This window comes from Allosphingosinicella sp., from assembly GCF_036387215.1.
Taxonomy (GTDB): Bacteria; Pseudomonadota; Alphaproteobacteria; order Sphingomonadales; family Sphingomonadaceae; genus Allosphingosinicella.
This window is the reverse complement of the sequence record NZ_DASVUE010000128.1, coordinates 1-2,695: the sequence shown is the minus strand read 5'-3', so window position 1 is coordinate 2,695 and position 2,695 is coordinate 1. Positions and strand designations below refer to the sequence as shown.

Here is a 2,695-nt window from a genome sequence, read left to right as displayed (position 1 = left end):
GGCGAGGCGCTGCTGATCGACGAAAGCTACAACGCCAATCCTTCCTCGATGCGGGCGACCTTGAAGACGCTCGCGGCGCAGAAAGTGACGGGCCGCCGGATCGTCGTGCTGGGCTCGATGCGGGAGCTCGGTGTCGAATCCGACAGCTTCCACGCCGGCCTTGCCGAGCCGATCGAAGCGGCCCGTGTCGAACATGCAATATTGGTCGGCGAAGAGATGGGCGCGCTTGCAAAAGCGCTTGGCCAAAAGGTTAAAATGACGCATGTGCCGGATGCGGCTTCGGCCATCGAACCGCTACGCGAAGCGGTCGGGCCGGGCGACGCGATTCTCGTCAAGGGATCCAACTCCATCGGACTTGCCGCCCTCGTCGAGGCAATGGCGAGCGGGAACAGCTGATGTTACTCTGGATTGCCGAACAGCTTGGATATCCGGGGGTCCTGAACCTCTTCCGCTACATCACCTTCCGGGCCGGTGCGGCCACCGCCACGGCGCTCTTCATCGGCCTGCTGATCGGCCCCAAGTTCATCGGCTGGCTCCGGATCCGGCAGGGCAAGGGCCAGCCGATCCGGATCGACGGGCCGCAGACCCACCTCACCAAGCGCGGCACGCCGACGATGGGCGGCCTCATGATCCTCACCTCGCTGTCGATTTCGATGCTGATGTGGATGGATTTCTCCAACCGCTACCTCTGGGCCTGCACCTTCATCACCGTCGGCTTCGGCCTCATCGGCTTCCTCGACGATTACGACAAGGTGACGAAGAGCAGCCACAAGGGCGTCTCGGCGCGGATGCGGCTGCTCGCAGAGTTCATCGTGGCGGGAGTGGGCTGCACGATCATCATCCAGGGCACCGGCACCGATCTCTACATCCCCTTCTTCCAGGGGCCGATCGTCGATCTCGGCTGGTTCTACGTGCCCTTCGCCGCCTTCGTGGTGGTCGCGTTCGGCAATGCGGTGAACCTCACCGACGGGCTCGACGGGCTTGCAACCATGCCGGTGATCATCGCGAGTCTCGCCTTCCTTCTGATCAGCTACCTCGTCGGCAACGCGATCTATTCGGAATATCTGGGCATCCCGTTCGTGCTCGGCGTGGGCCAGCTCACCGTGCTCTGCTCGGCGATCATCGGCGCGGGCCTTGCCTTCCTCTGGTACAATGCGCCGCCGGCGGCCGTCTTCATGGGCGATACCGGCAGCCTCGCGCTCGGCGGAGCGCTCGGCGCGATCGCGGTCGCAACCCAGCACGAGCTCGTGCTCGGGATCATCGGCGGCCTGTTCGTGGTCGAGGCGATGAGCGTCATCATCCAGGTCTTCTTCTACAAGCGCACCGGCAAGCGGGTCTTCAAGATGGCGCCGATCCACCACCATTTTGAGCAGATGGGCTGGTCGGAGCCGACGGTGGTCATCCGCTTCTGGATCATCAGCTTCGTGCTCGCTCTGGCGGGCCTTTCCACGCTGAAGCTCAGATGATCGCCAGCCCCGCCTTTGCCGGCAAGAGCTACGCCGTCCTCGGCCTCGCCCGCTCCGGCCTGGCGACGGTGGAAGCACTCGCGGCGAGCGGGGCAAGCATCATGGCCTGGGACAGCCGCGAGGAAGCCCGCGAGCTGGTGGCCGACAAGGCGCGCATCGCCGATCCGCTCACCACCTCGCTCTACGGCTATTCAGGCGTCGTCGTTTCGCCCGGCGTGCCGCTCAACCGGCACCCGATCGCGCCCCGGGCCCGAGAAGCGAAGGTGCCGCTGATCGGCGACATCGAATTGTTCGCGCAGGCGCGCCCGACGCTGCCGCCGCACCGCGTCGTTGGGATCACCGGCACCAACGGCAAGTCCACCAGCACCGCGCTCGTCCACCACATCCTGACGAGCGCCGGCATCCCCACCACCATGGCCGGCAATATCGGCGCTCCGATCCTCGGGCAGGAGCCGCTTCAGGAAGGGGGCGTCTATGTGCTCGAGCTCTCCTCATACCAGATCGATCTGACGCAGAGCCTGGATTGCGACGTGTCCGTGCTCTTGAACGTCACTCCGGACCATCTCGATCGCTATGACGGCATCGAGGATTATGCAGCCTCGAAGGCGCGGCTGTTCGCGATGCAGTCCCCCGAGCATGTCGCGGTCGTCGCCACCGACGACGATTTTACCCGCGCCATCGCCGCCCAGCTTACCGGGGAGCGGGTCCTGGTCTCCGGCGGGGACGTGAAGGACCAGTCCCGCTGGCCCTCGCTGCAGGGTCCGCACAACGGCCAGAACGTGGCCGCCGCAGTGGCCGTTGCCCGTGCGCTTGGCGTCGCCGACGAGGTGACGGCGGACGCACTCGCAACCTATCCCGGTCTCCCGCACCGGATGGAGCGGGTCGCTGAGAAGCACGGCGTGCTGTTCGTCAACGATTCGAAGGCGACCAACCCAACTTCGACGGCGCCTGCTCTGGCCGCCTATCCGGCGGTGCACTGGATCCTCGGCGGATTGCCGAAGTCGGACGATCTCGACGCGTGCGAGCCGTTCCTCGATCATGTGAAAGCCGCCTATACGATCGGCGAGGCGGGGCCGATGTTCGCCCAGTTGCTCTCGGCGAGGCTCCCGGTCAGGGAATGCGAGATGCTGGTGGAGGCGGTTGGCGTTGCCGCGGAAGCGGCCAAGCCGGGGGAGGTGGTGCTGTTGTCGCCCGCCTGCGCCTCGTTCGATCAGTTCAGGGATTATGAG

Annotated in this window: 3 protein-coding genes; all 3 read left to right on the top strand. The window is 65.5% G+C overall.

Annotated features, from left to right (window positions below):
• The coding region (locus VF662_RS05155; protein WP_464138559.1) for a glutamate ligase domain-containing protein at positions 1 to 396 on the top strand (396 nt) is incomplete at its 5' end.
• Positions 396 to 1,466, top strand: coding sequence for a phospho-N-acetylmuramoyl-pentapeptide-transferase (gene mraY, locus VF662_RS05150; protein ID WP_464138555.1), 1,071 nt, complete (start codon positions 396 to 398; stop codon positions 1,464 to 1,466). The genes VF662_RS05155 and mraY, both read left to right, overlap by 1 nt.
• Positions 1,463 to 2,695: UDP-N-acetylmuramoyl-L-alanine--D-glutamate ligase (murD, locus tag VF662_RS05145; protein ID WP_464138551.1), on the top strand; the 1,233-nt coding region annotated here is incomplete at its 3' end. The genes mraY and murD, both read left to right, overlap by 4 nt.